This is a genomic window from Alteraurantiacibacter aestuarii, from assembly GCF_009827405.1.
GTDB classification, from domain to species: domain Bacteria; phylum Pseudomonadota; class Alphaproteobacteria; order Sphingomonadales; family Sphingomonadaceae; genus Alteraurantiacibacter; species Alteraurantiacibacter aestuarii.
This window is the reverse complement of record NZ_WTYY01000004.1, coordinates 178602-202958: the sequence shown is the minus strand read 5'-3', so window position 1 is coordinate 202958 and position 24357 is coordinate 178602. Positions and strand designations below refer to the sequence as shown.

27 protein-coding genes are annotated in these 24357 nt (G+C 62.8%); 13 read left to right on the top strand and 14 right to left on the bottom strand.

Annotation, left to right across the window (positions count from 1 at the left end; translation table 11 throughout):
• Positions 1–36 precede the first annotated feature (36 nt).
• The 3 genes from GRI32_RS09235 (at position 37) to GRI32_RS09225 (ending at position 2965) form a co-directional block, all read left to right on the top strand.
• Complete coding sequence (locus GRI32_RS09235) at positions 37–966, top strand: NAD(P)-dependent oxidoreductase (protein WP_160591509.1); 930 nt, start codon at positions 37–39, stop codon at positions 964–966.
• Positions 963–2612: an amidohydrolase gene (locus GRI32_RS09230; RefSeq protein WP_160591507.1), complete on the top strand. Its 1650-nt coding sequence runs from the start codon at positions 963–965 to the stop codon at positions 2610–2612. Before GRI32_RS09235 ends, GRI32_RS09230 begins: the two co-directional genes overlap by 4 nt.
• 131 nt (positions 2613–2743) lie before the next feature.
• Positions 2744–2965 (top strand): hypothetical protein, encoded by a 222-nt coding sequence (locus tag GRI32_RS09225; RefSeq protein WP_237437488.1) that lies wholly within the window; start codon positions 2744–2746, stop codon positions 2963–2965.
• A 94-nt stretch (positions 2966–3059) separates the two neighbouring features.
• On the opposite strand, the gene tatC is transcribed toward GRI32_RS09225, so the two are convergent.
• The 9 genes from tatC to GRI32_RS09180 form a co-directional block, all read right to left on the bottom strand.
• Complete coding sequence (tatC, locus tag GRI32_RS09220) at positions 3060–3935, bottom strand: twin-arginine translocase subunit TatC (RefSeq protein ID WP_160591503.1); 876 nt, start codon at positions 3933–3935, stop codon at positions 3060–3062.
• Positions 3936–3938: 3 nt separating this feature from the next.
• The gene (tatB, locus tag GRI32_RS09215; RefSeq protein WP_160591501.1) at positions 3939–4379 is read right to left on the bottom strand and encodes a Sec-independent protein translocase protein TatB; all 441 of its coding nucleotides are present in this window, start codon (positions 4377–4379) and stop codon (positions 3939–3941) included.
• A 25-nt stretch (positions 4380–4404) separates the two neighbouring features.
• Positions 4405–4635 (bottom strand): twin-arginine translocase TatA/TatE family subunit, encoded by a 231-nt coding sequence (gene tatA / locus GRI32_RS09210; protein ID WP_160591499.1) that lies wholly within the window; start codon positions 4633–4635, stop codon positions 4405–4407.
• Between the two features lie 89 nt (positions 4636–4724).
• Positions 4725–5387 (bottom strand): SMC-Scp complex subunit ScpB, encoded by a 663-nt coding sequence (gene scpB / locus GRI32_RS09205; RefSeq protein ID WP_160591497.1) that lies wholly within the window; start codon positions 5385–5387, stop codon positions 4725–4727.
• Positions 5384–6205, bottom strand: a complete 822-nt coding sequence (locus GRI32_RS09200; protein WP_160591495.1) for a segregation and condensation protein A — start codon at positions 6203–6205, stop codon at positions 5384–5386. Before GRI32_RS09200 ends, scpB begins: the two co-directional genes overlap by 4 nt.
• Positions 6202–7221 (bottom strand): beta-N-acetylhexosaminidase, encoded by a 1020-nt coding sequence (gene nagZ / locus GRI32_RS09195; RefSeq protein WP_160591493.1) that lies wholly within the window; start codon positions 7219–7221, stop codon positions 6202–6204. Before nagZ ends, GRI32_RS09200 begins: the two co-directional genes overlap by 4 nt.
• Positions 7222–7304: 83 nt before the next feature.
• On the bottom strand, positions 7305–8048 hold the full coding sequence (locus GRI32_RS09190; RefSeq protein ID WP_237437487.1) for an SPOR domain-containing protein: 744 nt from the start codon (positions 8046–8048) through the stop codon (positions 7305–7307).
• Between the two features lies 1 nt (position 8049).
• Complete coding sequence (argS, locus tag GRI32_RS09185; protein WP_160591491.1) at positions 8050–9795, bottom strand: arginine--tRNA ligase; 1746 nt, start codon at positions 9793–9795, stop codon at positions 8050–8052.
• Between the two features lie 59 nt (positions 9796–9854).
• Positions 9855–10505 (bottom strand): hypothetical protein, encoded by a 651-nt coding sequence (locus tag GRI32_RS09180; protein ID WP_160591489.1) that lies wholly within the window; start codon positions 10503–10505, stop codon positions 9855–9857.
• Between the two features lie 75 nt (positions 10506–10580).
• Between GRI32_RS09180 and ispH the strand changes: the two genes are divergently transcribed.
• From ispH to rnhA, 3 genes are read left to right on the top strand one after another with little or no spacing between them, the layout of a single operon-like run.
• Positions 10581–11555 (top strand): 4-hydroxy-3-methylbut-2-enyl diphosphate reductase, encoded by a 975-nt coding sequence (gene ispH, locus GRI32_RS09175; protein WP_160591487.1) that lies wholly within the window; start codon positions 10581–10583, stop codon positions 11553–11555.
• Positions 11556–11562: 7 nt separating this feature from the next.
• Positions 11563–12555: a homoserine kinase gene (locus tag GRI32_RS09170; protein ID WP_160591485.1), complete on the top strand. Its 993-nt coding sequence runs from the start codon at positions 11563–11565 to the stop codon at positions 12553–12555.
• Positions 12552–13001 (top strand): ribonuclease HI, encoded by a 450-nt coding sequence (gene rnhA, locus GRI32_RS09165; RefSeq protein WP_160591483.1) that lies wholly within the window; start codon positions 12552–12554, stop codon positions 12999–13001. The genes GRI32_RS09170 and rnhA overlap by 4 nt, the downstream gene beginning before the upstream one ends.
• On the opposite strand, the gene GRI32_RS09160 is transcribed toward rnhA, so the two are convergent.
• The 3 genes from GRI32_RS09160 to GRI32_RS09150 are packed head-to-tail and all read right to left on the bottom strand — an operon-like array spanning position 12998 to position 15232.
• Entirely contained in the window at positions 12998–13174 is a 177-nt protein-coding gene (locus GRI32_RS09160) for a YegP family protein (protein WP_160591481.1), read from the bottom strand. The genes rnhA and GRI32_RS09160 overlap by 4 nt on opposite strands.
• Positions 13175–13229: 55 nt before the next feature.
• On the bottom strand, positions 13230–14327 hold the full coding sequence (locus GRI32_RS09155; protein WP_160591479.1) for an NAD(P)/FAD-dependent oxidoreductase: 1098 nt from the start codon (positions 14325–14327) through the stop codon (positions 13230–13232).
• Positions 14324–15232, bottom strand: a complete 909-nt coding sequence (locus GRI32_RS09150) for an alpha/beta fold hydrolase (protein ID WP_160591477.1) — start codon at positions 15230–15232, stop codon at positions 14324–14326. Before GRI32_RS09150 ends, GRI32_RS09155 begins: the two co-directional genes overlap by 4 nt.
• Before the next feature lie 154 nt (positions 15233–15386).
• Here GRI32_RS09150 and GRI32_RS09145 point away from each other — a divergent pair, with 154 nt between their 5' ends.
• From GRI32_RS09145 to GRI32_RS09115, 7 genes are all read left to right on the top strand, one after another.
• On the top strand, positions 15387–15878 hold the full coding sequence (locus tag GRI32_RS09145; protein WP_160591475.1) for an A24 family peptidase: 492 nt from the start codon (positions 15387–15389) through the stop codon (positions 15876–15878).
• Positions 15879–15952: 74 nt separating this feature from the next.
• Positions 15953–17056: a Flp pilus assembly protein CpaB gene (gene cpaB, locus GRI32_RS09140; RefSeq protein ID WP_160591474.1), complete on the top strand. Its 1104-nt coding sequence runs from the start codon at positions 15953–15955 to the stop codon at positions 17054–17056.
• 71 nt (positions 17057–17127) lie between these two features.
• Positions 17128–18705, top strand: a complete 1578-nt coding sequence (locus tag GRI32_RS09135) for a type II and III secretion system protein family protein (protein ID WP_160591472.1) — start codon at positions 17128–17130, stop codon at positions 18703–18705.
• A gap of 26 nt (positions 18706–18731) precedes the next feature.
• Positions 18732–19364, top strand: a complete 633-nt coding sequence (locus tag GRI32_RS09130) for a CpaD family pilus assembly protein (RefSeq protein ID WP_160591470.1) — start codon at positions 18732–18734, stop codon at positions 19362–19364.
• A gap of 3 nt (positions 19365–19367) precedes the next feature.
• A complete protein-coding gene (locus GRI32_RS09125) occupies positions 19368–20666 on the top strand; it encodes a pilus assembly protein CpaE (RefSeq protein ID WP_160591468.1) in 1299 nt (432 codons plus the stop codon).
• Between the two features lie 79 nt (positions 20667–20745).
• Positions 20746–21717 carry a type II secretion system F family protein gene (locus GRI32_RS09120; protein WP_160591466.1) on the top strand — a complete coding sequence of 324 codons (972 nt, stop codon included), beginning with the start codon at positions 20746–20748 and terminating at the stop codon, positions 21715–21717.
• Between the two features lie 20 nt (positions 21718–21737).
• On the top strand, positions 21738–22760 hold the full coding sequence (locus GRI32_RS09115) for a type II secretion system F family protein (RefSeq protein WP_160591464.1): 1023 nt from the start codon (positions 21738–21740) through the stop codon (positions 22758–22760).
• Positions 22761–22909: 149 nt separating this feature from the next.
• Here GRI32_RS09115 and GRI32_RS09110 read toward each other — a convergent pair whose 3' ends face one another.
• Together GRI32_RS09110 and mtnP are read right to left on the bottom strand one after the other, a co-directional pair.
• A complete protein-coding gene (locus GRI32_RS09110; protein WP_160591462.1) occupies positions 22910–23389 on the bottom strand; it encodes a MarR family winged helix-turn-helix transcriptional regulator in 480 nt (159 codons plus the stop codon).
• 56 nt (positions 23390–23445) lie between these two features.
• Positions 23446–24336: an S-methyl-5'-thioadenosine phosphorylase gene (mtnP, locus tag GRI32_RS09105; protein WP_237437486.1), complete on the bottom strand. Its 891-nt coding sequence runs from the start codon at positions 24334–24336 to the stop codon at positions 23446–23448.
• Positions 24337–24357 lie beyond the last annotated feature (21 nt).

The window sequence follows — 24357 nt, the reverse complement described above, 5'->3', positions numbered from 1 at the left end:
TTGCTTTGCGCGCATCAACAATGCAGTCAGGCCCGCATGAGCAAGACACATGAAATCGCCTTCCTTGGCCTTGGTGTGATGGGTGCCCCAATGGCGGGCCACCTCGCCCGCGCCGGTCACAAGGTCACCGTCTGGAACCGCACTGCCTCTCGCGCGCAGAGCTGGCTGGAGACATATCGCGCGCTGGGGCTGGACGTGGCTGTGGCCTCTTCTGCCGCGCAGGCAGCCGCCAGCGCGGACGTGGTCCTGTCGTGCCTCGGCAATGACCGGGATCTGGCGCAGGTGATGCTGGGCGATGCCGGTGCGCTGGCCGGTGCGCTGGCCGCCATGCGCGCGGGTGCGCTCTATATCGATCACACCACCGTCAGCCCGGCGATTGCCATGACCATCGCCGAAGAAGCGCAAGCGCGCGGAGTTCTGGCCGTGGATGCCCCCGTATCCGGCGGGCAGGCAGGAGCGGAAAACGGCAAGCTTGCGATCATGTGCGGCGGGTCCGATGCCGCAATGGCCAGGGCGGAACCGGTGATGCAGGCCTATGCCGCGCGCATCGTGCATATTGGCGATGCCGGCGCGGGACAGGGTGCAAAAGCCGTGAACCAGGTGTGCATCGCTGGCGTGCTGGCGGGCCTGTCTGAAGGCGTGCGGCTGGCGCAGGCCAGCGGGCTGGACATGGACAGGGTGCGGGAGGCCATTTCGGGCGGCGCCGCGCAAAGCTGGCAGATGGACAATCGCTGGGACACCATGGCCAAGGGTGAATTCGATTTCGGCTTTGCGATAGACTGGATGCGCAAGGATCTGGCCATCGCCCTGGCGCAGGCGAAGGACAGCGGCCTGTCGCTGCCGGTCACCGCGCTGGTGGACCAGTTCTATGCGCAGGTGCAGGCCGCTGGCGGTAACCGGCAGGATACCTCCGCACTGATCCGCCATCTGCCCGAAGGCCGTTTGCCTACAGGACCATCCGCATGATCGCCCGCCTGCTGGCCTGCGCGGCCCTGCTTCTGCCCCTCCCTGCATTCGCCACCACCCATTTCGACCATGCCGACGGTGCCTCCATCGGGCGCGACGGCACTATTGACCGCTTCACCGGCATGGTGGTGGATGACGATGGACGGATCGTGCAACTGCTCGACTTTGGCGATACGCCTGAAGGCGAGATCGACTATTATATCGACCTGGAAGGCCGCATCGTCCTGCCCGGCATGATCGACGCCCATGCCCATGTGATGGACCTTGGCCTTGCCAGCCTGACGCTGGACCTGTCCGCCACAAGCTCTGTGGACGAGGCATTGGCGCTGGTCGCCGAATATGTGCAGCGCTTCCCTAACCGCCCATGGATTGTCGGGCGCGGCTGGAACGAGGTGACATGGGGCCTTGGCCGTTTCCCAACCGCAGAGGAACTGGACAGCGTATCCGACCGGCCGATCGCGCTGGAACGGGCAGACGGCCACGCCGTGTGGGCCAACAGTGCGGCCCTGGCTGCCGCGGGCATCACCTCCCGCAGCGCCGATCCCGCAGGCGGGCGGATCATCCGCAAGCCCGGTTCGCGCGATCCTGCAGGCGTGCTGGTGGATAACGCCATGGGGCTGGTGCTGGATCAGGTTCCACCCCCGCGCGCTCAGGACCTGGACCTTGCCCTGCATGCGGCGCAGCAGGAACTGTTCTCTCGCGGTGTCACCGCCGCCGCCGATATGGGCACCACCATCGAGGACTGGATGACCTTCCGCCGCGCGGGCGATGCCGGGCGGCTGCAACTGCGCATCATGTCCTACGCCGCCAGCATTCCCGAAATGCTGCTGATCGGCGGCACCGGGCCAACGCTGTGGCTGTATCAGGATCGGCTGCGGCTGAACGGGGTCAAGCTGTGGCTGGATGGCGCACTGGGATCGCGCGGCGCCCTGCTGAAGCAGGATTATCAGGACGATCCCGGCAATCGCGGGCTCAACGTGATCGACGGCACCCAGCTGCGCAACATGATGAGCCGCGCGGCGATGAACGATTTTCAGGTCGCCATCCACGCCATTGGCGATGCCGCCAATCTGGAAGCGCTCTATGCCATCGATGAACTCTCGGCGGATTTCACCGGAGACAGGCGCTGGCGCATCGAACATGCGCAGATTGTCGATTCGGCGGATATCCCGCTGTTCGGCCAGCACGGCATCATCGCCAGCATGCAGCCCGTGCACCAGACTTCCGACCGGCTGATGGCCGAGGCGCGGCTGGGGCCGGACCGGCTGCACGGCGCCTATGCCTGGCGATCGATTGCCGCCACCGGCGCACCGCTGGCATTCGGGTCCGATGCACCGGTGGAAGTGCCCGATCCGTTTGAAGGTCTGGCGGTCGCCATCAGCCGCACCGATGCCAGCGGACAGCCATTCGGTGGGTGGATGCCAGAGGAGACGATCAGCCGCGAAAAAGCCCTCGCCGCCTACACTGCGGGCGCGGCCTATGCCGGTTTTGCCGATGGACGATTCGGGTCGCTGGCGGTGGGCGAACGTGCGGACTTTCTGGTGCTGGATGGCGATCCGCTGCTCTCCGGTCCGGACCAGATTCGCGCGATCACCGTTTTGGAGACATGGATCGCCGGGGAAAGAGTGTATTCATCCGAGGATTAAGTGTGCCAATAGGGGCAAGCACGGGTTGACCTTAAATGTTTGGCAAGCCATTTAGAATTATCTAGCCAATACAATGAGTATCTGTTAGTCACGAATTGAATTTAGCAATTGGAAAGGTCCACCAAATCATGATGACCAAGAAGATCGTCGTTGCCCTGGCAGCCACCAGCCTGCTGGCCACCCCGGTTCTGGCTCAGAGCGTGAATGCACTCCGCGCGCCTGCTCCTGTGCAGGATAGCGAAGAAGTTGAGGGCGGCTCCGGCATCATCCTGGTAATTCTTGCTGCTGCGGCCGTGATTGCCGGCATCATCATTGCCGCAGACGGCAGTGAGAACCTCCCCACCAGCCCGTAAGGCGCTGTGGATCACGGAATTCAAAGCGGGGCCTGCGGGCCCCGTTTTTATGTGTCCTGAAAACTGGCTGACCGGAAAAACCCGGACGCAAAAATCAGCTCTCGCTGGTTTTGGTTTCGCTGGTGAGATCGTCGGCGGGCGTTTCTGTGCCGGTCAGCTCTGTGCTGGCAGCTTGTGTACCTGAAGCCTCTGCCTTTTCGCGCTCCTGCTCCTTCTTCTGCTTGCGCTCGCTCAGCAGCATCAGCAGCAGCGAGCCTTCGAACAGCAGCAACAGGGGTATCGCCAGCAACAATTGCGATATCGCATCGGGCGGGGTGATGATCGCCGCCAGCGCGAATACCGCCACCACAACATAGCGCCTGCCCTTGCTCAGCTGATCACGGCTGACGATCCCGGCGCGGTTGAGCAGCATCAGCAGCACCGGCAGCAGGAAACTTATGCCAAAGGCCAGGATGAAGCGCATCACCAGGTCGAGATACTCGCCCATGCTGGGTAGCGCAGTCTGTTCCAGTCCGCCTGCCGTCCCTTCAAAACCGAGGAACCATTCGAAGGCGGTGGGCATCACCACGAAATAAGCCAGGCTGGCCCCCATGGTGAACAGGATCGGCGTGGCCAGAATGAACGGCAGGAAAGCCTTTTTCTCGCGCGCATAAAGGCCCGGCGCAACGAACGCCCACAGCTGGTTGGCGATGATCGGGAAGCTGATGAAGAAGGCGGCAAACAGCGCCACCTTGATCTCGACGAAGAACGCTTCGTACAGCTTGGTATAGATCAGCTGGCCTTCGCCTTCGGGGAAGGCCATCGTCAGCGGGCGCACCAGGAAGCCGAAGATATCGTCTGCAAAATACAGGCACACGGCAAAGGCCACCACCAGCGCGAACACCGCGCGGACCAGCCTTTTGCGCAGTTCGATCAGGTGATCGATCAATGGCGCTTGTGAATCATCCAGATCCTTGAGCTTGAAAGCCATGACTCAGTCCGCCTTCTTCGCATCATCGGCAACTGGCGATGGCGGTGCCACCCGGGCCTCGGCAGAGCTGGCTTGCGGGGAAGCGGCATCGGCTGGCGCATCAGCTTTCGGGGCAGTTTCAGGACCGGAAAGGGCTGGCGGCACTGGCGCTGCATCGCCCTTGGCGGGCGGAAAGGCTCCGGTTGGCTCCATCTCGGTAGGTCCGCCTTCGGGATACTGGCGCATGATCTTTTCGTTCTGCGCCTTCCACTTCTTCTCCATGTCTTCCATTTCCGCCTCGCGGATCATGGCATCCAGACCGGAGCGGAAGTGGCCCGACATGCGCCGCATCTTGCCGATCCAGCGGCCCGCAGCGCGCAAGGCGGTGGGCATGTCCTTGGGGCCGATGACAAGGATCGCCACGACCACGATTACCAATAGCTCTTCTGCGCCGATATCGAACATGCCTGACGGCGCCTAAAACTGGAGTTTAATTGGTGGTCTTGTCCGCCGGAGCGCTTTCAGGCGTCTCGGCTGGCTTGGCCTCGTTCGCCAGCTTGGCCGGCTCTGGCCGCGCTGCCGATTCATCGCTCATGCCCTGGCGGAAGCTTTTCACGCCCTTGCCGAAATCGCCCATCATCTCCGAAATCCGGCCACGGCCGAACAGGACGAGGATCACCACGGCTATGATGATAAGCTGGACTGGTCCGATACTACCCACTGGTACTCTCCGAAAAATCGATAGAGCGTAATCTAGGCGCTTTCACCAGGCTTTGCCAGCATCTCTGCACCGCGATCAAAAATGACCACCTAATTCTCATCCGGCCCAACCTCGTCTGGCCCAACCTCGTCTGGCCCGTCCTCTACGGCAGTGTCATCCTGTTCAGATGTGTCAGGCCCCGTGTCTGCCGTCTTCTGTTCCATCAGGTCCTCAAACGCATCATCGACCGGATCGAGCAGGCCGGCAGCCTTCAGCTCGTCAATTCCGGGCAGGTCGCGGCGGCTGGAAAGGCCGAAATGCGAGAGGAAATCAGGCGTAGTGGCATAGATCACCGGGCGGCCGGGAACCTCCCGCCTGCCCGCCGCGCGCACCCAGCCTGCCTCCATCAGCACGTCCAGCGTGCCCGCGCTGGTCTGCACCCCGCGAATCGCCTCAATCTCCGCGCGGCTGACCGGCTCGTGATAGGCGATGATCGCCAGCACTTCGGTGGCCGCCCGGCTCAGGCGGCGGAGCTGCTCCTTCTCGCGCCGCAGCAAATGGGCCAGATCGGGCGCAGTCTGGAACTGCCAGCGCTTGCCGCGTTCCACCAGCTTGATCCCGCGCGGGGCATAATGCGCCTCCAGCTCACGCAAGGCATCGCGCACATCCGCGCCTTCGAGATGGGCGGAAATCTGCTCCGCGCTCATCGGTTCTTCGGCGGCGAACAGGGTCGCCTCCACCGCCCGCACCAGATCGTCCACCGGCTGGTTCACGCGCTGACCCTGCGCAGGTGGAGCGGGCCGAAAATCTCTTCCTGGCGAATTTCCGCCTTGCCCATGCGCGCCAGTTCCAGCGCGGCAACGAAGCTGGAAGCCAGCGCCGATTTTTGCAGGCGCGGATCATCGCCGCCCTTGTCCGTCCGCTTGGGCAGAAAGGCGCGAATCTCCATCCAGTCCAGCGTCACACCCAGCATTGCCGAAACACGGTCGAGCGCCGAATCGAGCGTCATCACCGGGCGTTCGCGCACCATGTGGACCACCGTTTCCGTGCGCAGCTTGACCTGCCCATAGGCGTGCACCAGCTGATACCAGTCACACTGCCAGGCATTCTTGCGCAGGACCTTGAGCCCTTCGGGCGCGCCACGCGCAAACACATCGCGGCCCAGCCGGTCACGGCCCATCAGCCGGCCCGCCGCCTCACGCATTGCGCCAAGACGCTGCAACCGCAATTGCAGCTTCAGCGCCAGCTCTTCGGGAGAGGGATCTTCCTGCTCGTCACGCGGCAAAAGCAGCGATGATTTGAGGTATGCCAGCCAGGCCGCCATCACCAGATAATCGGCCGCAATCTCCAGCTTCAGCGCCTCTGCCCGCTCAATATAGACGATATACTGATCGACCAGAGACAGGATCGAGATACTCTTGAGATCGACCTTCTGCCGCCGCGCCAGATCCAGCAGCAGGTCCAGCGGGCCTTCCCAGCCGTCCAGCTCCAGATAGAGCGCGACATCGGAATCAGTGGGGGCAGCAGGCCCTTCCCATTCGGTGCCTGCGCCAGCTTCCGCAGCATCGAACAACAGGCCGTCCGCCGTCATGCCGCAGCCCTCGTCAGGTCCAGCAGGCTGTCACGCCGCGCCATCAGTTCAGCACGCGGGGCGGACTGAAGCGATGCTGCGGGATATGCCAGCGCTGCGTCCAGCCGCTTTGCCGCCGCCTCTCCCAACACAGGCACGGCCTCGCAAATGCCGACCATGTCGTCCATTTTCGCCCAGCAATTGAGCACGATATCGCAGCCCGCCGCTATCGCCTTTGCGGACCGTTCGGGAATGGTCCCGTCGAGCGCCTGCATGTCGATATCATCGGTCAGCAACAGGCCGGAAAAGCCGATATCGCGGCGAATGACATCGGCAATGATGCGGCTGGACAATGTAGCCGGATTGTCCGCATCCCATGCCTGATACAGCACATGGGCGGACATGCCGATCGGTGCATCGTGCAAGGTGCGGAAGGGGGCAATGTCGCGTTCCAGCTCCGCTTCGCTGGCGCTGACCACCGGCAATTCCTTGTGGCTATCGGCGCAGGCGCGCCCGTGGCCGGGCATGTGCTTGATGCAGCCGGTCACCCCGGCGCGCGCCAGCCCGTCCAGCACGGCGCGGCCCAGCGCGGCCACCTGCCTGGGCTCACTTCCCAGCGCGCGATCGCCGATCACATCATGCGCGCCTTCCACCCGCACATCCAGCAGCGGAGCGTAGTCCACGGTAATGCCCACTTCGGCCAGATCCTGACCCAGCAACTGCGCATTGGCGCGCGCGGCCTCTATCGCGCTGGCGGGAGCCAGGTCCCACAGGCTGGCAAAGCTCCAGCCCGGCGGATAGGCATCCCACACCGGCGCTTTCATGCGCGCCACGCGGCCACCTTCCTGATCTATCGAAATCAGCTGGCGATCACGCCCGTGGATGGCGCGCAGATCGTCCGTCAGCGCGCGGAGCTGGTCCCGGTCCTGCACATTGCGGCCAAACAAGATGTAGCCCGCCGGATCGCAATCGCGGAAAAAACTGCGTTCGTCATCGGTCAGGACAAGACCGGAAAGGCCGAAAATGGCTGGTACCATGCAGGCAGATTCGCACGAAAGCGCCGCTGCGGGCAAGTTAATACAAGCCCGTGCATGTGGAAATGAATCGGTGGAAAAACGCCCTAGCGCTTGACCTGGCAATCGCCCCCGGAGCTGCGGATCGCGCGGCACAGCGTGTCTGCGGCTGCGGCATTGCTGGCGACGGCCTGCAGGCGGTAAATCGTCCCGCTATCGGCAGCGCCTTCCACAATCCGGTAATCCACGCCTTGCAGGACAGAGAAGCGAGTGCGCAGCTGCGCCCAGCCATTTTGCGCTGCGGCGCGGCTGGAGAATGCCCCGACCTGTACGCCAACACCGGTGGTGGTAGCGGCAGCAGGTTCGGAATCCGACGCATCGTCTGCGGACGCATTATTGCCGGCCTGATCGATGTCTATCGAAGGCGCAGGAGCAGTATCGGCCAGTCGGCCCTCAGTCACCTGTCCTTCACCCACGCCATAGCTGACATCGCCCGTGCCTGCGACTTCAGAGCCGCCGGGATCTTCGGGACGTTCCTTATAGGGTTCATCGGGCGCAGAGATCGTGCTGCCATCGGCAGACATCTCGTTGTCTGACTGGTCACGCAGGAAAAACCATGCCGTGAACACGATCGCCGCGACGGCCAGCAATCCCAGCAGGGCAAACAGGATCAGGCGGGTGTTGAAGCCTTCTTCCTCATACTCTTCATCGGATTCGAGCCAGGGCAGGCGCTCTCCATCATCGGCCAGCACCAGCTGTTCCTCGGCCTGGAGAACATCGTCATTACCCTGATCGTTGGCACCAGAATCGGTGGCTTCGCCTTCATCCTGATCGTCGCCCGGCCACATCATCCTACAGCTCCTCGACGGCCTCTACCCCCAACAGGGAAAGCCCATTGCGCAAGACCTGCCCGATTTGGACGCAGAGGAAAAGCCTTGCAGCAGACAGCTGGGGATTTTGTGCCACGATGATCCGCTTTTGCGCATCGTCATTCCCCAGATTCCAGTAGGCGTGAAAGGCTGCCGCCATTTCATACAGATAGAAGGCGATGCGGTGCGGTTCGCGGGCCTTGGCGGCCGCTTCCACTTCACGCGGGAACTGGGCGGCCTGCTTGATCAGCGTCATCTCGTCTTCGCCCAGCAAGGCCAGGTCGGCATCGGACGGGGCAATGCCCTGCTCCGCCGCCTTGCGCAGGATAGAGCTGATCCGCGCATGGGCATACTGGACATAGAACACCGGATTGTCCTTGCTCGCTTCCACCACCTTGGCGAAATCGAAATCCATCTGCGCTTCGGGCTTGCGGGTCAGCATGGTGAAACGCACCACGTCCTTGCCCACTTCCTCCACCATCTCGGCGATGGTGACGAAATTGCCTGACCGCTTGGACATCTTCACCGGCTCACCGCCGCGCAGCAGCTGGACCATCTGCACCAGCTTCACGTCGAAGGGGATGGGTTTGCCCTGCCCTTCTGACAGCGCCGCCACCGCAGCCTTGATCCGCTTGACCGTACCGGCATGGTCCGCGCCCCAGATATCGATCAGCTCATCGGCATGCTCGGCCTTTTGCATGTGATAGGCCAGGTCAGCGCCGAAATAGGTCCACTTGCCGTCAGACTTGCGGATCGGGCGATCCTGGTCGTCGCCGAACTTGGTGGAGCGGAACAACGGCAGCTCGATCGGCTCCCAATCCTCGATCACCTTGCCCTTGGGCTGTTCCAGCACGCCGTCATAGACCAGATCGTGTGAGCGCAGCCAAGCCTCGGCCTCGGCCGGCTTGCCGGCAATCTGCAACGCCGCCTCGGATGAGAATACATCATGCCTGATGCCCAGCAGCGCCAGGTCGGAGCGGATCATGTTCATCATTTCGGTAACCGCCTGCGCGCGGAAGATGGGCAGCCATTCCTCCTCCGGCTCATCCACGAACCGGTCACCCAGCTCGCTCGCCAGCGCTTCGCCGACCGGCTTTAGATAGTCGCCGGGGTAAAGCCCCTCGGGGATTTCGCCGATATCGTGGCCCAGCGCTTCCTTGTACCGCAAGAAGGCAGAGCGGGCGAGAACGTCCACCTGACCGCCCGCATCGTTGACGTAATATTCGCGGGTCACGTCATATCCGGCGAATTGCAGCAGGGTCGCCAGCGCATCGCCCACCACCGCGCCGCGGCAGTGGCCCATGTGCATGGGACCGGTGGGATTGGCGGATACATATTCCACGTTCACCCGGCGGCCCTTGCCAAACTCGGAGCGGCCATAGTGATCGCCCATTGCGGCAATCGCAGCCACTTCGGACAGCCAGTTGGCCGGCGCAAGACGCAGGTTGATGAAGCCGGGGCCGGCAATCTCGGCGCTGTCGACCAGCGGATCGGCGGCAAACTTTGCCACGATCTTATCCGCCAGTGCGCGCGGATTGGTGCCCGCCTGCTTGGCCAGCACCATCGCGGCATTGGTGGACAGGTCCCCGTGCGACGCATCGCGCGGAGGCTCCACGCTGACATTGCCGCGCGGTGTGCCCTGCGGCAGGACGCCTTCGCTCTCCAGCGCGGACAGCACTGCATCGATCCGGGCCGCATAGGCGGCATAGAGTGTTTGTATGTCTGACATGGGCGCGCCGTTAGCCTGTTTGAGGCCAGCGGGGAAGCAGCAGTAGCAGCGGCAGGCGTCTAACGCGTGACGTTATAGGCCAGCTGGTCCTCGCTCAGCTGGAAACCCACCAGCAGTTCGAAGTTGGCACGGGCCAGTGCGGCGCGGATATCCGGCTCCGTCAAAGGATCGACCGCGGCATCATTATCGCCCGCACGGCGCGGACGCGTGATGCGCTGGCGGATGTCTGGCGGAAGCGTTGCCTCTGCCCGGTTGACCACTGCGCCTGCGGTGCCCATCGCACTGGCGCGGGCCTGGCCATCGGCAAAGTTCAGCGTGACCGTGCCAACGCGCTTGGCGACAACCGAGCTGCCACCGCGAACCACGCTGCTGAAATAGGGGAGTTCCACCGACCGCGCACCCGATGTGTTGCGGCGCATGGCCTGCACTTCGAATGTGGCGCTGGAAAAGACCTCATCACCCGAATCATCGCAATTGCTGCGCACATTGGTGATCGTTGCGGTCACGTCCATGGCATCGGCAGTAACCGATCCGGCAGGCGAGAAGAGCGTGATGTCGCCGGTAAATTCGGGAATGCCCACGGCGGGACAGACCGAGCGCAGGGCGGTGATGCCCACGCCTTGCTGGACGACGATATCGCCTGTGGTCTTGCATCCAGCCAGTGCCGCTGCGGCAAGACCAGCAGCGATCAATGCATTACGTCTTTTCATCCCTGGTCCTTGTCCTTCATCTGATGCAGCCCCTACCCCTTTCACTGCGGGGCGACAACCGCTAGGGCGCAGGATATGAACGCCCCCTTTCCCGAAACGCATGGCAGCGCGCAAAAGCTGCCCCTCAAGGTGCTGATTGCTGCTCCGCGCGGCTTCTGCGCCGGTGTCGACCGCGCCATCGAAATCGTCGAGCGTGCGCTCGATCGATATGGCGCGCCCGTCTATGTCCGCCACGAGATTGTCCACAACCGCTATGTGGTGGATGCGTTGCGCGCAAAGGGCGCAATTTTCGTGGAGGAACTGGACGAGGTGCCCGAAGGCGTGCCGGTGGTTTTCAGCGCCCACGGCGTGCCCAAATCGGTTCCGGCAGAGGCGGAGCGGCGGCAGATGATCTATGTCGATGCCACCTGCCCGCTGGTGTCCAAGGTGCACCGCCAGGCCGAACGTCAGATAGAAGCTGGACGGCACATCCTGTTCATCGGCCACAAGGGCCATCCCGAAGTGATCGGAACATTCGGCCAGGTGGCCGAGGGTGAGATGACGCTGGTGGAAACCGTGGACGATGTCGACCGGCTCGAATTCCCCGAGGGGCAGGAACTGTCCTTCCTCACACAGACCACACTGTCTGTGGATGATACGGCCGATATCATCGCCGCGCTCAAGATTCGCTATCCGCAGATCGTGGCGCCCAAGGCGGAAGACATCTGCTATGCCACATCAAACCGCCAGGCGGCGGTCAAGGACGTGGCGCCCGAGGCAGATCTGGTGCTGGTTATCGGCGCGCCCAACTCCTCCAATTCGCTGCGGCTGGTGGAAGTGGCCGAGCGCTGCGGCACGCCTGCCCGGCTGATTGAACGCGCGACCGAGATTGATGAAAGCTGGCTTGAAGGCGTGGCAACCATCGGCATTTCCGCCGGGGCCTCTGCCCCGGAACTGCTGGTGCGCGAAGTTGTCGACCGCCTGTCGCAGTGGCGCGCGGTGGAAGAACGCACGATCATCTCCGCCGAGGAGAAGATGGTTTTCAAGCTGCCCCGGCAATTGATGGAATAGGTGCGGCGTGGCCGTTTATACGCATCTGTCGGCAGATGACCTGTCCAGCCTGATCGCGCATTACGATGTTGGCGAACTGGTCAGTGCCAAGGGCATTGCCGAGGGCGTGTCCAATTCCAACTGGCTGATCGAGACGACCGGCAGCGACGCCGCCCGCAAGAATGGTGGGGGCGCGCGCTACATTCTGACCATGTATGAATTCCGCATCGAAATGCGCGACCTGCCGTTCTTCCTGGGACTGCTGGACCTGCTGGCGGACAAGGGTTGCCCGGTGCCGCGCACGATTCATGACCGGGACGGCGCATCGTGGCGCAAGATTGGTGACAAGGCCGTGGCGCTGATAGAATTCCTGCCCGGCGTTTCCATTGACCGGCCCCAGCCCGAACAGGCCCGGTCCGTGGGCAAGGCGCTGGCGGAGATTCACCTTGCCGCAGCGGATTATGACAGCCGCCGCAATGAAATGGGCCTGGCATCGTGGCAGGAACTGACCGACCAGTGCGGCCCCGAAGGCCTGGCGCAGATCGATCCCGCCCTGCCCGCCATCGTCAAGGATGCACTGGCCTATCTGACCGCGAACTGGCCCGCCGGATTGCCGCAGGGCGTGTGCCATGCCGATCTGTTCCCCGATAACGTGCTGATGCTGGGCGACCGGGTGAGCGGGCTGATAGACTTCTATTTCGCCTGCACCGATTTCTTCGCCTATGATCTGGCCGTGACCCACGCCGCGTGGTGCTTTGCCGATCACGGTCGCACGTTCCGGCCGGAAATCTCCACCGCGCTGATGGCGGGTTATGAAAGCGTGCGTCCCCTGAGCGAGGCCGAGCGCGCCGCATTGCCCATTCTGGCACGCGGTGCGGCAATGCGCTTTATCGCCACGCGCGCCTATGATTGGCTCAACACTCCGGCCGATGCGCTGGTGACGAGAAAGGACCCGATGGACTTCGCCCGCCGCCTGCAATTCTATGCAGAGCAGGGCGCGAAGGCTTTTGCAGGCGTATGAAAAAAGTCGATATCTTCACCGATGGCGCCTGCAAGGGCAATCCCGGCCCCGGCGGCTGGGGCGTGCTGCTGCGCATGGGCAGCCACGAAAAGGAAATGTCCGGCGGGGAGGACGATACCACCAACAACCGGATGGAGATGACCGCCGTCATCCGCGGCCTTCACGCGCTGATCGAACCGTGCGAAGTCACCATCCATTCGGACAGCAAATATGTCATCGACGGGATGACCAAGTGGATCAAGGGATGGCAGAAGAACGGCTGGATCAATGCCAGCAAGAAGCCGGTGCGCAATGCCGATCTGTGGCATGATCTGATTGAGGCTGTGCGTCCGCACAAGGTGACCTGGCAATGGGTCAAGGGCCACAACGGCCACGTAGAAAACGAAAGGGTCGACCGCCTCGCCAGCGATGCTGCGGACGAAGCGGTCAACAGACCTTCAGCTTAGCTGTTGTCTTCGGTGGGTGCGTCCGGGCCGTTCTTCTTGATCGAAGCGATGGCGTTCTCGGCACTCGACTTGCTTGAGTAGCCTTCGGTCGAGAACATGACCTCCGAATTATACTTGAAGCGCACGCGGAACTCGCCTGCCTTGTCCTTATAAATCTCAAACTTGTGAGCCAAAGCTTCTCTCCTCTTGAACGATTCGCGACAAGCCTAACGATTGTGTGACAATTGGCTAGCCAAAGCGCGCAGGGCTGTAATCTGCCGCTTGAATGCCCTTGGTCATGTCATCGCGCGGCAGGTCCAGCAGCAGCTGCGCGGCAAGGCGCGCGGCGGCAGGCGCAGTCTGGATGCCGAACCCGCCCTGCCCGGCAAACCAGAACAGGCCATCGCAGCGCGGATCGTGGCCATAGACGGGCCGCCGGTCGGGCGCGAAACTGCGCAGGCCCGCCCATTTGCGCTCCAGCGCTTCGATTTTCCAGCCCACCACGTGCTCGAACCGGTCGATCGCCACAGCAATATCCATCTCCTCCGGCGCGGCATCGCACGGCTGGCTGGGCGTTTCGTCATGCGGGCTGAGCCACAGGCGGCCGTTCTCCGGCTTGAAATAGAAGGTTCCGTTGATGTCCAGCACCAGCGGCATGTCCGCAGCGGGCGCAGGGGCCACGCGCAATTGTGCCACCGTGCGGCGATAAGGCGTTATGCCCAACGCCTGCGCCCCGGCCATCTGCGCCAGCGGATCCGCCCAGGCACCCGCGGCATTGACCAGAATGTCTGCATGCACAGTGATCCCGCCGTGAAACTGCAGCAGCCAGCCATCGCCATTCCTCTGGGCAGAGACCAGCCGGTGCCGGTTGCGCACCGCCACGCCGCCTGATCTGGCCTGCCCCAGATAATGCTGATGCAGCGCGCCCACATCGATATCGGCACAATGCGGCTCACTGATCGCCTGCGTCCAGCCGGGCAGGATGCCGGGAACCTGCCGCTCGATCTCGTCCCGCCGGACCGTTTCTATCGATACGCCCGTTCCGGCAAAGCTGCTGGCAAAGTCCTGCAAAGCCGCCTCGTCCTGATCGCGCGCAATATACAAGGCCCCGCGCTGGTGCAGGAAGCCGCCTTCGCGCAGCCATGTGCCGGATGCCAGTGTGAGCGGAACGATGGAGGGGCCGCCATAGCACTCCTCCCAGAAGGCAGCGGAGCGTCCGGTGGCGTGATAGCCGGGAAACTCCTCCGCCTCTGCCAGCAGCACACGGGCATGGGGCGCCAGCTCCGCCGCCAGGCTCGCCCCTGCCATTCCGGCGCCGATCACGGCAATATCGAAGTGTTCGTTCAAACCGGGGCGAGCCTGTTCAGGAAATCGTCCAATTGTGCAAGCGCCCGGTTGCGCACCGGGTCTGCCTCGCGCAGGATTTCATGTGCCGCTTCCGGACCGAATTCCACCAGCCGGGCATGGGGAAGGCGGCGCGCTGCACGGCGAATGGCGCGCGGGCTGACCAGCTTGTCACCCTTTACCGCAAGGATCAGCACCGGCGTTGCAACCGCCTCCAGCATGCCGGGCCTGTTGAGCAGGCTGATCGATCGCAGCGCGCTGGCCACCCAGCTCCAGCTGCCCGGACCCATCACCAGCTGGGGCCGGTGATCTCGCCACCACAGTTCATCCGCATAGCGCGCATCGTCATGGGTCAGCAGCCGCTGGCGAAAACGCGGGACTTCGCCGGGCTTCTCGCTCCATTTCCACGCCGGACGGCGCGAATCGCCCAGCCACATCTGCACTCGGGCCACGCCGCGTTGCAGCCAGACGGGCAGAAACTGGGGCTGCACACCCAGCATTGGCGCGATCATGACCAGCCCATCGCAGTGCGGCTGCAAAGTTTTTTCAGCCAGAGTGCGCAGCACCAGATGGCCGCCCATCGAATGGCCGGCCAGCACCAGCGCCCCCTCGCGCCCCTTTGCCCAGTCGCTCCAGAATGCGGCCAAATCAGCCGTCCAGATGCCGAAATCATCGATATGGCCGGTCACCGCATCGGCGCCCAGACGGCCCGAACCGGCCTGTCCGCGCCAGTCGGCAGCGCTTACCCGCCAGCCCAAGAGGCGCAGGTTTTCAAACGTTTCCAGATACTTCTCATAAAAATCGCCGCGTCCGGGCATGAACAGTATCGATCCGCGCACCGGCACGTGATCATCGGGCGGGGGAAAATCGATCCAGCGGATTTCATGCCCGTCAGGCGCGCGCCACATGGCCTCGCTGGCACCGGGCGGAATGGCCCTGCGGTCAAACTCTGCCGCCGGGAACTTTCCGCTTTGACTAATACCAGCCTCCTGCCCGTGGTTACTATTTGGTAAGTGATCGCCGCTAGCACACGAAATCCAAGGGGAACCTGAGGGACTTTCGATGCTAGACGATCCGATCAAGTACGGTTTGCTTGCCGCATTGGCAATCGGGCTGCTGGTAGCAGCCTTCACCGATATCACGCAGCGCAAGATCGCCAATTGGCTCAACGCAGCCATTGCTCTTGGCGCGCCGGTTTACTGGTGGGCCAGCGGCATGTCGCTGTGGCCAGACATCGCCATCCAGCTCGGCATCGCGGTGGCGACCTTCCTGGTACTCTCTGTGGTGTTTGCCCTGCGCGCCATGGGCGGCGGAGATGTGAAATTGCTGACCGCGATGGCGCTGTGGATCGCACCGGTCCACTTCCTGAAATTCCTCATCATGATGGCGCTGATCGGCGGCGTGCTGACGATCGTGGTCGCCGGATGGCACATCATGCGCCGCGAGCGTGACAAGATCGCAATTCCCTATGGCGTGGCCATCGCCTCTGCCGGGCTGTGGATCATCATCGCATTCTATCTTCCCGTTTCCACGCTGGGCGGCGTGGCGGGGTGAACCTCATTTTAACCAATTACGACCTATGCGGTGAAATCCAATCCGCAAGGTTCACGAAGGGGGCTTGAAGCACCATGGACAAGAAGAAGCTCATTTTGCTGCTGGGAGCGCTGATCATAGCGATCGGTACCGCTCTTGCTGCCCGGAGCATGTTTGCCGGCGCCGCCGCACCAGAGGTGGAAGCCGCCCCCGTTGAACCGCAGGGACCCAAGGTCCTGGTCGCCAAGCGCGGCCTGCCGGTCGGCACGATCATCACTGCGGATGCCATCGGCTTCCAGCTGTGGCCGCAGGAACTGGTTCAGGATGCCTACTTCATCGACGGTGAAGCCAATATGGAACTGCTGATGGGCACCGTTGTGCGCCATGCCATTACCGCTGGCGAGCCGGTGACACAGGGTTCGCTGGTCGCTCCTGGCGATCGCGGCTTCCTTGCTGCGGCGCTTGGGCCGGGCATGCGTGCCGTGACCGTACCTGTTTCCGCCCGCACGGGTGTTGGCGGCTTCGTCTTCCCGGGTGACCGCGTTGACCTGGTGCTGACCCAGACCATCCAGGGTGAAGACAGCCAGGGGCTGCAGACGTCGGAAACTATCTTGCAGAACCTGCGCGTTCTGGCGACCGATCAGTCCACCGAAACCACCACCACCGAAGACGGCCGCACCGTGGTCCGCGCCTTCCGCACGGTCACTCTGGAAGTGACCCCGCGCATCGGTGAGAAGGTTGCCGTGGCGCAGACCATCGGCACACTCAGCCTGTCGCTGCGCTCGATCGCGGACAACCAGTCCGAACTCGACCGCGCGATTGCTTCGGGTGATATCGAAGTGCCGGCCAATGCCTCGCAAGAGGAAGAGGACCTGTTCCTTCGCCAGGCGGTTTCCCGCCCGCGTGATGGAGCCACCACCTATGTGACCGGCGGCGATGTGTCGCGCTTCCAGCGCCGCACCATGCCGTCGACCAGCAGCAATACCGCGCAACCCACCATGACAGTCAACGCTCCTCCTGCGGCTGCCGGCTTCAACGGAGTGGCACGTCCCAGCGGGCCGACGGTCAATGTGACCCGCGGCAAGGCCACCACCGTTGAATCCGTGGACCGCGGCGCCGGTGCGATCCTCGATCGCCAGGCCCAGGCCATGGGTGCAGGCGGCGATACGGCCAGACTCGGCCCGTCGAGCCTGCGGTGATCACCATGACAACCATCAACACACCTCGCCAATCCGCTCATTCAACCGGATGCAATTCTAGGGGCAAATCAATGCAGAGCCGCCTTTTCAAGACCGTGCTGACCGCCGCATGTGCGATCGCACCTCTGGCCGCCGCGCCCGTGGGCACGGCACACGCCCAGGCCGTTGTCAGCCCGGCGCAGGATATCGTCCTGTCGATCGGCCGCGGCGAGCTGGTGACCGTACCGGGCAATATGGCCGATATCTTTGTCGCCAACGAAACGGTGGCCGATGTCCAGGTCAAGTCGCAGCGCCAGCTGTTCGTGTTTGGCCTGGCCGGCGGAGAGACCACCATCTACGCCAGCAATGCCAACGGAGACATCATCTGGTCTGCCAATGTCCGGGTCGGCTCCAACATCGATTCAATCGATCAGATGCTGGCTCTGGCCATGCCCGAAGCGCAGATCTCGGTCGCGACGATGGGTTCCAACACCGTGCTGCTGACCGGCACTGTGGCTGCTCCTGAAGATGCTGCCGAGGCCGAGCGCCTGGTGTCCGCATTCGTGGGCGAGGGTGCCAATGTCATTTCGCGCCTGCGCATGGCGACACCGCTGCAGGTCAACCTGCGCGTCCGCTTCGCTGAAGTCAGCCGTTCGCTGGTGCGCGCAATCGGTGCCAATCTGACCACGGTCGATGGCACTGGCGGCTTCCAGTTCGGCGTTGGCCAGGGTCGCGGCGCGGTTTCGCAGTTCGTGCCTTCCTATATCGATCCGGTAACCGGCCTGCGCGTGCCAATGGGCCCGGTCGCGGTTGGTGCCGCGCTTGATGGTGAAGGCTATAATATCGTTGACCAGATTACCCCTGGTACCACGCTTGGCGCCTTTGGCCGACTGCTGGGAATGGATATCGGCGCCGCGCTCGACCTTGCCGAACGCGAAGGCCTGGTGACCACGCTTTCACAGCCCAACCTGACAGCGCTCTCGGGCGAGTCGGCGGAATTCCTCGCCGGCGGTGAATTCCCGATCCCGCTGAGCCAGGGCCTGGGCACGACCACGGTCGAATACAAGAAATATGGCGTCAGCCTGGCCTATTCGCCCACCGTGCTTTCCAACGGCCGCATCTCGCTGCGTGTCCGCCCGGAAGTGTCCGAGCTTTCCAGCCAGGGCGCAGTGACGCTGAACGGCTTCCAGATCCCCGCGCTGACCATTCGCCGCGCGGAAACGACGATCGAACTCGGCTCCGGCCAGAGCTTCATGATCGCCGGACTGCTCAGCAACAATGCCCAGAACACGATCGACCGCGCCCCCGGCGCAGGCGAGATTCCGATCCTGGGCAATCTGTTCCGCTCCACCGAGTTCCGCCGCGGCGAAACCGAGCTGGTGATCGTGGTGACGCCGTATCTGGTCGAACCTGTGAGCGACCGCGAAATCGTGCTGCCGACAGATGGCTTCCATGCCCCGACGGCGGCCGAGCAGTTCCTGCTCAATCGCGAGCACAATGGTGTGAGCGGGGAAACCCGCCCGATGCCCAGCGCAATCGAAAGCGCACCGGCGGGTCCGGGCCTGAGCGTGACCGACCAGTCCGGTCAGCCGCTGGCTGATGGCGCGGCTCCGTCCGGTTCCAGTGAACAAAGCGCCGAGGCAGCAGCCCCCGGCTTCAGCCTGAATTGAGAGAGGTGATCGCAATGACCATTCACATGAAACGCAGTGCCGCTGTGGCCATCGCTCTCTCGCTCGGCATGGGCCTGGGCGCATGTACCACCCCTTCGCCGGCCAATTCGTCGCTCAACAGCGTCAACCAGCCGGTCGTCCAGCGCTCCAACTTCACGCTCGACCTGATGGCCAGCAGCAGCGGCCTGACCGTGCCCGAACAGTCCCGTCTGGCAGACTGGTTTGAAGCTATGGAGCTTGGCTATGGCGATCGCGTCTCGATCGACGATCCGCTCGCCAGCGATGCCGTTCGCGAGGATGTGGCCGCAATCGCCAGCCGCCAGGGCATTCTCGTCAGCGAAGGTGCACCTGTCACGGTCGGCTATGTCGATCCCGGCAATGTGCGCGTGGTTGTAACGCGATCGACCGCTTCTGTGCCCAATTGCCCCAACTGGTCGGGCAATGCCAACGGCAATCTGGGCAACAATACCTCGCCCAATTTCGGCTGTTCGGTGAACAGCAACCTGGCCGCGATGATCGCCGATCCCGAGCACCTGCTCAACGGGGCAGCGGGCACCGGCGACACGGTTGTGATGAGTTCGACCAAGGCCATCGCAGCATACCGCGACAGCACGCCTACGGGCGGTGAACTGCCCACAGTTTCCAGCACGGGGAATTAAGCGATGAATGCTCCTTTCAAATCCGGCCCTTCGGGCAACCGCGATCCCTTTGCCGCCTTTATCTGTGATGAAAGCGCGCTGGATGTCCTGCGTCCGGTCATCATCGAGATGGGCTGGCAGCCGGAGAAGTGCAACAAGGGCGGCCTGCGCAATGCGGTGCAATCTCTGTCGATCTCCGCCAGCCCGGCCATCCTGATGGTCGATCTGTCGGAAAGCGGCGATCCGCTCAACGATATCAACGCGCTGGCCGAAGTGTGCGAGCCAGGCACGGTGGTGATTGCCATCGGCCAGGTCAATGACGTGCGCCTGTACCGCGATCTGCTGTCCAGCGGCATTCACGATTACCTGCTCAAGCCGCTTTCGGCCTCGCAGCTGCGTGATGCGCTGACCCAGGCGCAGGCGGTGTTCTCTGCCCCGCGCAATACCGAACACGACGGCGAAAAGAAGCACATCGCCACTGCCGTGGTCGGCACGCGCGGCGGTGTGGGCGCATCGACAATCGCGACGTCCATCGCCTGGCTGTTTTCGACCGAGCATGAACGCTCGACCGCGCTGCTCGACCTCGATGTCCATTTTGGCACAGGCGCGCTGACGCTCGATCTGGAGCCGGGCCGCGGCCTGACCGACGCGATCGAAAATCCCAGCCGCATCGACGGGCTGTTCATCGAACGCGCCATGATCCGCGCCAATGATCGCCTGGCGATCATGTCCGCCGAAGCACCAATCAATTCGCCGCTGATGACCGATGGATCGGCCTTCATCCAGCTGGAGGAGGAATTCCGCTCTGCGTTCGACATGACGGTGATCGACATGCCGCGCAACATGCTGATCAACTTCCCCCACCTGCTGACCGATGTGAACGTGGTGACGCTGGTTACCGAGATGACGCTCGCCTCCGCGCGTGACACCATTCGCATCCTGTCGTGGCTCAAGTCCAATGCGCCCACGGCGCAGCCGATGATCGTGTGCAACAAGGTGCATCAGGGCGCGAGCGAGATCAGCAAGGCCGATTTCGAGGCTTCGATCGAACGCAAGATCAACTTCACGATCCCGTTCGAACAGAAGGCCGCAATCAACGCCGCCAAGCTGGGCCAGACCTTTGCCGAAGCCAACCGCTCGGCAAAATCCGCCGCTGTCATGCACGATGTGGCCAATGCCATCATCGGCGCGGGCAGTGACGAGGGGGCGAGCCTGGAACAATCGAGCAAGAGCGGCACCTCGTTGCTGGGCAAGTTCGATCTCAAGGCAATGCTGTCCAAGAAGAAAGAGCCGGAAACCGCTGGCGCGGCCCAATCGGCATAATGAACCGAGTCCGGGCGAGGCGGCCTTTCGGGGCCGCCAGACCCGCCATGTGCAACAGTCAACTTAGCGAAGGCGAGACATGAGCATCTTACAGCTTCTGCTGGTGGGGGTTGGCCTTATGGGACTGATGGTCCTGGGCTATACCATGCTGGCAGGTCCAAACGCCGCCAAGGCAAGTCAGCGCAGGCTGGAAGCCGTTCGCTATCGCCATTCCGAAAGCACCAAGGACAAGGTCGAATCGCAGCTGAAAAAGGCCATCGCGGCGCGCAAGCCGAAGATGCACAAGGCCGCTGGTTCCTCCTCACGCGGGGAAGCCCTGTCGCTGCGGATCGATCGCACCGGCATGCGCTGGACGGTGGCACAATATCTCTATGGTTCGCTGGGTCTGGGTCTGGTGGTTACCGCGCTGCTGTATCTGCAGACCGGTGCCGCACTGCTGGCAATGGGTGTTGGCGTCATGGTTGGCGCCGGCCTGCCCCACATGGTGGTCAAATTCATGATCAAGCGCCGGACCAACGGCTTCAACAGCAAGTTTCCCGATGCCATCGAATTGCTGGTGCGCGGCCTCAGGTCGGGCCTGCCGGTGGCAGAAACGCTGAGCGTGGTCGCGAGCGAGGTTCCCGGCCCGGTCGGATCGGAATTCCGCAGCGTGGTGGAACGCATGAAGATCGGCCGCACGATGGAAGATGCGCTGCAGGAAACCGCCAACAAGCTCGGCACTGCCGAGTTCCAGTTCTTCGTCATTACCCTGGCCATTCAGCGCGAGACGGGCGGCAATCTGGCTGAAACGCTGTCCAACCTGGCAGAAGTTCTGCGCAAGCGCAGTCAGATGAAGCTGAAGATCAAGGCCATGAGCTCTGAATCAAAGGCTTCTGCCTATATCGTGGGCTCCCTGCCCTTCATCGTGTTCGGGATGATCTACTGGATCAATCCTGAATATCTGGCCGGCTTCTTTTCCGATGACCGCCTGATCGTGACCGGTCTTGGCGGAATGGTATGGATGGCTATCGGCGGCTTCATCATGGCCAAGATGGTCAGCTTCGAAGTTTGAGCAAGAAAGGCTGATTGAACATGATTGCTCCCGCTTCCGGACCCACGCTCCTGGGCGTCGACGTTATCCTCGTCGGCACGATCCTGGCCGGCATTGCCGCCGCCGCCGTGGTCCTTGTCATCTATGCCGCCCTCACGGTGAAAGACCCGATGGCCAAGCGTGTCAAATCGCTCAACGCCCGGCGTACAGAGCTCAAGACGGGCATGATCACGCAAGGGACCAAGAAGCGCCAGAGCCTGGTCCGCAAGTCTGAAACCACGGACAAGCTGAAGGAAACCATGGAGGGCATGAAGGTCCTCCAGGAAAGCCAGGTCAAGCAGATCCAGCAGAAGCTGGCACAGGCCGGTTTCCGCAACAAGGAGATGGCGGTTGTCGTCCTCTTCTCACGCATGGTCCTGCCCATCGTGCTTGGCCTGATCGGCGTGACGATCTTCTACTGGACCGACGTGTTTCCCGACTGGAGCAGCACCAAGCGGTTCATGGGTTTCGCCACGCTGGTGATCCTTGGCTACAAGGCTCCCGAAATCTATCTCAGCAATGTCTCCGGCAAACGCATCAAGGAGATCCAGAAGGGCCTGCCAGATGCGCTGGATCTGCTGGTCATCTGCGCCGAAGCGGGCCTGACGGTGGATGCCGCCTTCAACCGCGTGGCCAAGGAACTGGGCCGTGCCTATCCCGAACTGGGTGACGAGTTTGCCCTGACCGCGATCGAGCTGTCGTTCCTCACAGAGCGTCGGCAGGCGTTCGAAAACCTGGCTTACCGTGTCGATCTGGATGCGGTGCGCGGTGTGGTGACGACAATGGTTCAGACTGAACGCTATGGTACGCCGCTGGCCTCTGCCCTGCGCGTGCTGTCTGCCGAATTCCGTAACGAGCGGATGATGCGGGCCGAGGAAAAGGCCGCGCGCCTGCCCGCGATCATGACCATACCGCTGATCATGTTCATCCTGCCCGTGCTGTTCATCGTGATCCTTGGCCCGGCAGCCTGTTCCATCGCAGACGCCTTTGCCGGCGATGGCCCTCCCGGCAGCGGCGGCGCCTGATCCGCTCAGCCGCCAAGGGCCCCGGACAGGGTCCCCGACAAGGCGCCCGACAGGGACCGACAAACGAAAAGGCCCCGCCGGTACTACCGTGCGGGGCCTTTTCTGTTGGAGCGGGTTTTGCGCTGGAGCCGGATATCTGCCCGGACAGTTCAGCTCACGCCGTAATTGTCGCTCTCTATGGCATCGTCGTCAAAGTCGCGGACCTGGCCGCGGACCTTTTCCAGCAGGGAGCGGAACTGATCCATCTCCTCCGCAGTGAAACCGTCAAACAGCGCGCGTTCCATTTCCACTGCCAGAGGCATGATCTGGCCGTGCATGGCCACGCCCGCCGGCGTCAGGTCCAGATGGTGCGACCGGCCGTCCTGCGCGTTGGGCGTGCGCACGGCAAGGCCGCGCTCCTCCAGCACCTTGCAGGCGCGGTTCACCGCCACCTTGTCCATCAATGTGCGGCGCGTCAGCTCACGCTGGGTGAGCGATCCGGAATCGCCCAAAACGGCCATCACGCGCCATTCAGGCACGCTGAGACCGAAGCGGGAACGGTATTCCTGGGCGATCCGTCCACTGACAGCATTCGACGTGATCGAAAGCTGATAAGGGAGGAATTTAGCGAGTGGTGTTGTCGGTTGCATAGGCAACTACCTTGTTCCAATGGTCTGCTTTTTGCAAGGAAATCACGTCTGGCGACCTAAACCGGCACATTTGTTACAATCCGGCCAGCCACCGCATCAAGGCGTGCAAGCGCCTGTTTGTCCCAGTGATCGGGCGGTGTGATGATAGCGATGTCGAGGATGGTATCGATGGGGCTGGCCTCCCGTTCGTCCGGCAGCGACTGCGCCAGCCTTGTCAGGCAGGATCGTGCCAGATCGGCATTGGCGCGCATGACCGCAAGGATGTCTGTCACGTCGACGTCCGCCTTCTCATCACGCCAGCAATCATAATCCGTGACCATTCCCAGCAGCGCGTAAGGCAGCTCCGCCTCGCGGGCGAGACGCGCTTCGGGCATGGCGGTCATGCCGATCACATCGGCACCCCACTGGCGATAGAGATGGCTTTCCGCGCGGGTGGAGAATTGCGGACCCTCTATGGCGACATAGGTTCCGCAACGGTGGACGGTGGCCCCGGCCTGCTCGGCCGCACTGGCAGCCAGGCCTGAAAGGCGCGGGCATACCGGATCGGCCAGTGGCACATGCGCCACAATACCGTTGCCGAAAAAGCTCCTGTCGCGCCCGACAGTGCGATCGATCAGCTGGTCAACCGCCACGAACGTGCCCGGCGCCATCGTTTCCTGCAGCGACCCTATGGCGGAAATGGCCAGAATATCGGTGACACCGCAGCGTTTCAGCACATCGATATTGGCACGGAAGTTCACATGGCTGGGGGACAGGCGGTGGCCTTTGCCGTGGCGGGCGATGAAGGTGAAACGCACATTGCCGATGCGGCCGGTGGTGACCGGACCGGAAGGTTCGCCAAAAGCTGAATTGACGGCAATTTCCTGCGCATCTTCCAGCGCACCGGGCTCATACAGTCCCGATCCGCCGATAACGCCGATATGCCACTGTCCCATCTGCTGAGCCATAAGCGCCCCTCCCTTTCCGCC

Excerpts from the sequence above, each read along its gene's own strand:
- GRI32_RS09135 (WP_160591472.1), top strand. The coding sequence starts at position 17,128 with ATGCAGAGCCGCCTTTTCAAGACCGTGCTGACCGCCGCATGTGCGATC.
- GRI32_RS09125 (WP_160591468.1), top strand. The coding sequence starts at position 19,368 with ATGAATGCTCCTTTCAAATCCGGCCCTTCGGGCAACCGCGATCCCTTT.
- GRI32_RS09180 (WP_160591489.1), bottom strand. The coding sequence starts at position 10,505 with ATGAAAAGACGTAATGCATTGATCGCTGCTGGTCTTGCCGCAGCGGCA.
- GRI32_RS09190 (WP_237437487.1), bottom strand. The coding sequence starts at position 8,048 with ATGATGTGGCCGGGCGACGATCAGGATGAAGGCGAAGCCACCGATTCT.
- GRI32_RS09120 (WP_160591466.1), top strand. The coding sequence starts at position 20,746 with ATGAGCATCTTACAGCTTCTGCTGGTGGGGGTTGGCCTTATGGGACTG.
- GRI32_RS09235 (WP_160591509.1), top strand. The coding sequence starts at position 37 with ATGAGCAAGACACATGAAATCGCCTTCCTTGGCCTTGGTGTGATGGGT.
- argS (WP_160591491.1), bottom strand. The coding sequence starts at position 9,795 with ATGTCAGACATACAAACACTCTATGCCGCCTATGCGGCCCGGATCGAT.
- GRI32_RS09200 (WP_160591495.1), bottom strand. The coding sequence starts at position 6,205 with ATGACGGCGGACGGCCTGTTGTTCGATGCTGCGGAAGCTGGCGCAGGC.
- tatC (WP_160591503.1), bottom strand. The coding sequence starts at position 3,935 with ATGGCTTTCAAGCTCAAGGATCTGGATGATTCACAAGCGCCATTGATC.
- GRI32_RS09230 (WP_160591507.1), top strand. The coding sequence starts at position 963 with ATGATCGCCCGCCTGCTGGCCTGCGCGGCCCTGCTTCTGCCCCTCCCT.
- GRI32_RS09145 (WP_160591475.1), top strand. The coding sequence starts at position 15,387 with ATGCTAGACGATCCGATCAAGTACGGTTTGCTTGCCGCATTGGCAATC.
- mtnP (WP_237437486.1), bottom strand. The coding sequence starts at position 24,336 with ATGGCTCAGCAGATGGGACAGTGGCATATCGGCGTTATCGGCGGATCG.
- GRI32_RS09150 (WP_160591477.1), bottom strand. The coding sequence starts at position 15,232 with ATGTGGCGCGCGCCTGACGGGCATGAAATCCGCTGGATCGATTTTCCC.
- GRI32_RS09130 (WP_160591470.1), top strand. The coding sequence starts at position 18,732 with ATGAAACGCAGTGCCGCTGTGGCCATCGCTCTCTCGCTCGGCATGGGC.
- GRI32_RS09225 (WP_237437488.1), top strand. The coding sequence starts at position 2,744 with ATGACCAAGAAGATCGTCGTTGCCCTGGCAGCCACCAGCCTGCTGGCC.
- GRI32_RS09110 (WP_160591462.1), bottom strand. The coding sequence starts at position 23,389 with ATGCAACCGACAACACCACTCGCTAAATTCCTCCCTTATCAGCTTTCG.
- rnhA (WP_160591483.1), top strand. The coding sequence starts at position 12,552 with ATGAAAAAAGTCGATATCTTCACCGATGGCGCCTGCAAGGGCAATCCC.
- nagZ (WP_160591493.1), bottom strand. The coding sequence starts at position 7,221 with ATGGTACCAGCCATTTTCGGCCTTTCCGGTCTTGTCCTGACCGATGAC.
- ispH (WP_160591487.1), top strand. The coding sequence starts at position 10,581 with ATGAACGCCCCCTTTCCCGAAACGCATGGCAGCGCGCAAAAGCTGCCC.
- tatB (WP_160591501.1), bottom strand. The coding sequence starts at position 4,379 with ATGTTCGATATCGGCGCAGAAGAGCTATTGGTAATCGTGGTCGTGGCG.
- cpaB (WP_160591474.1), top strand. The coding sequence starts at position 15,953 with ATGGACAAGAAGAAGCTCATTTTGCTGCTGGGAGCGCTGATCATAGCG.
- GRI32_RS09115 (WP_160591464.1), top strand. The coding sequence starts at position 21,738 with ATGATTGCTCCCGCTTCCGGACCCACGCTCCTGGGCGTCGACGTTATC.